The sequence below is a fragment of the Neisseria sp. P0021.S006 genome (assembly GCF_051956895.1).
Map to the genome: position 1 here is coordinate 1 of NZ_JBQCWZ010000129.1, position 2496 is coordinate 2496.

A 2496-nucleotide genomic window follows, 5' to 3' on the forward strand; every position below is an offset into this window, starting at 1 on the left:
TTGCTTGTAGTCGGCAAAATAATCTTTGCTTTGTCCGCCGTATCCGGTCTTTTTTGCTCCAGCATGTGAGTTAATACGCCAGCGAGGGGAAAGTGTGCGTGACCAGTCGACATCCGCGCCCCATGCGCGGTAGTGGGTGTGGCGGTTGCGGAAGTCATATTCGAAATAGGGTAGCAGGGAAAAGGAGGAGCGTGCGTCGGCATAGGCGTATCCCGCGTACAGCGAACTGTTGTGATAGCTGTAATCCGGCATAGCCGCCGAATCTTTGTCTTTTTCCGTGTAGCGGTTGCCGTACAGTACACTGCGCACCTGTACACCGTGATGCCCTTTGAGCGGGACGGTTTTTTCGGTGGTCGCGCTATAGGATAAGAAGGTTGAATCCGTTGGCGCAGGCAGGGTGCGCTCCATCAGGCACATGTCCGCGATTTCCCACACGCATTGGTTGATGCCGTTGCCTTGGTTTACATTGCTGTTGTAGCCGTAGCCTAGGCTGATTTGGCCGTGCCAGCGGCGGCGTTTGCCCAGTTCGGACAGGTAGTTTTCCACGATGGGGTGGGTTTCAGCAGGAATATCCGTTTTCAGAACTTTCTCAAACGCGGCGACGGACTCTTTGTTTTGGTTGTCTTCGGCATAAAACCGCCCCGCTTCGAGCAGCAGGCGGGGGTTGTCGGGTTCGGCTTCCAAGGCCGTCTGAAAACTGTTCTCCGCCGCGCGAGAATCCCCTTCGGCCCGTTTTTGCAGCGCATCGGCCAAATGAATCAGCGCGGGTTTGTGCTGCGGCAGTTTGGCGTAGCGGGCGGCAAACTGTCGCACCTTGTGCCACTGTCGCGCGTTTAGGGCGTGGTAAATCGCACTTTCCAGTTCTTCCGCCGTATCGCCGACTTGGTAGATTTCACCATCTATCGAAATATAGCCGTTGTTTTCTTCCACTTTCTCGCGGGCCTGTTCCGTGTCCAGCCAGTCACTTTCTCGATATTGCTGCGTTTGGCGGCTGCTCTCATCCAGCAGGCGGCGGCGTTCGTCCGCGGCATCGTCGGACGGGGCGGCAAGGCAGACCGTACAGAGCGGCAGGAAAAGCAGGCAGAGGCGGTGTTTCATGAGATAGGGTCCTTGGGGCGGAGAGGCCGTCTGAAAGAAGTAAAGCAAAAATTCTGCGAGATAATGCAGGTTTGCACGGCACTTCAGAAACAGGTCAGCCGCAGTATATTTATGCCTACTGCGGCTGTAGTTAAAAAATGGCGGTTTACCTGATTGCGGGAACGGACGGCCAAACGCCGAAAACACTGGCATTCCCTAATCGCGTAAGCAGACAAGGCTATTTTTTCGCACCGCCGAAGGCTACGTCGTCGCCTTTGTTGTTGTCAGTTCCGCGAGTGGCATAGCCTGCCATGGCTGCCGCGCCATTGCCGTAGAATTGTCCGATAATGCCTTCGTTATTTCGTCCCTTAATACTGTTGAATGTACCTTTTGAATTGATAATTTCAACACCGTTAAAGTTCAAATCCCTATCACCTGCGCGTTTTAGTGCTCCGCTCATAGAACCTTTGTCGCTCGTGCCGAATGTGGCTTTGATTTCACCAGTATAGAAATCGTTTTTGCCCGGCGTGTGCTTGTTGATGCCGACAACATTATAGGTGGCGGTAGCTAAGCCCGTAGTGTTTTTAGTCGGATTCTCACCCACAAACCAAACCGTGCGGTTGCCGTCGTTCATATTTAAATCAGTGCTGTTGGTAATCTGATTGCTGTTGCCTTTGCGCGGCGCCCATTCGCCGAAGAAGACGTTGGTTGCCGCAGTCGGCACTTTGGCAAAGGTCATGCCGCCGAATTTCGGTGCAATCGGTAACTTTGGGTCGGCCATTTGGCGTACGCTGAACACTTCGGTGTTGTTGGCACGTTTTTCATACCACACTTGGGCGAGTTTGGTTTTCGAGAACCAGCCCGCAATCGGGTTGATGTCGCCGGGTTGCAGGTATTTCGGATTGGCCGTGCCATTTGCATTGGCGTTCTGATTGCCGCCGTTGATGGGCGTATTGCCGTATTTGTTGCGGATGCGCTGCGCGGGTCCGGCTTCGAGGTTGATGGAATTCGAATAACGGTTGTTTCCATCGCTGTCTATACTGATACCGGCACGGTTTGCACCAAACGGCAGCGCATCCGATTTTTGAGTTTTCACACGGTTTGTACTTGATTCTCCATATATATTCTCTACAGCCAAGGCAGAACCAAAAGCACCCATCAAAAGGGCGGCTAAGACGGTTTGACGCACATTCATGTTGAGACTCCTAAGAAATTGAAAAAAGCCTGCTTATCTTTGAAATATAGATGGCGGCAGAAAGCAGAAAAAAGACCGTCATATAAAAATAATATTGATAATCAATATTATATATACTAATTTGTTTTTGACAATAGGTCTGATTGAAAATTTTAGAATTTCGCTTTTAGGCCGAAGGTAACCGTCCTACCTGGGCCGGGAACGGGGGTGCTGGACATCGGGTC

The 2496-nt window shown here is 51.8% G+C and carries 2 protein-coding genes; both read right to left on the bottom strand.

Annotated elements, in window-relative coordinates:
• Positions 1–1098: surface lipoprotein assembly modifier (locus tag ACTHUM_RS11485; protein WP_440402923.1), on the bottom strand; the 1098-nt coding region annotated here is incomplete at its 3' end.
• 217 nt (positions 1099–1315) lie between these two features.
• On the bottom strand, positions 1316–2272 hold the full coding sequence (locus ACTHUM_RS11490; protein WP_440402924.1) for a Slam-dependent surface lipoprotein: 957 nt from the start codon (positions 2270–2272) through the stop codon (positions 1316–1318).
• Positions 2273–2496: the final 224 nt, after the last annotated feature.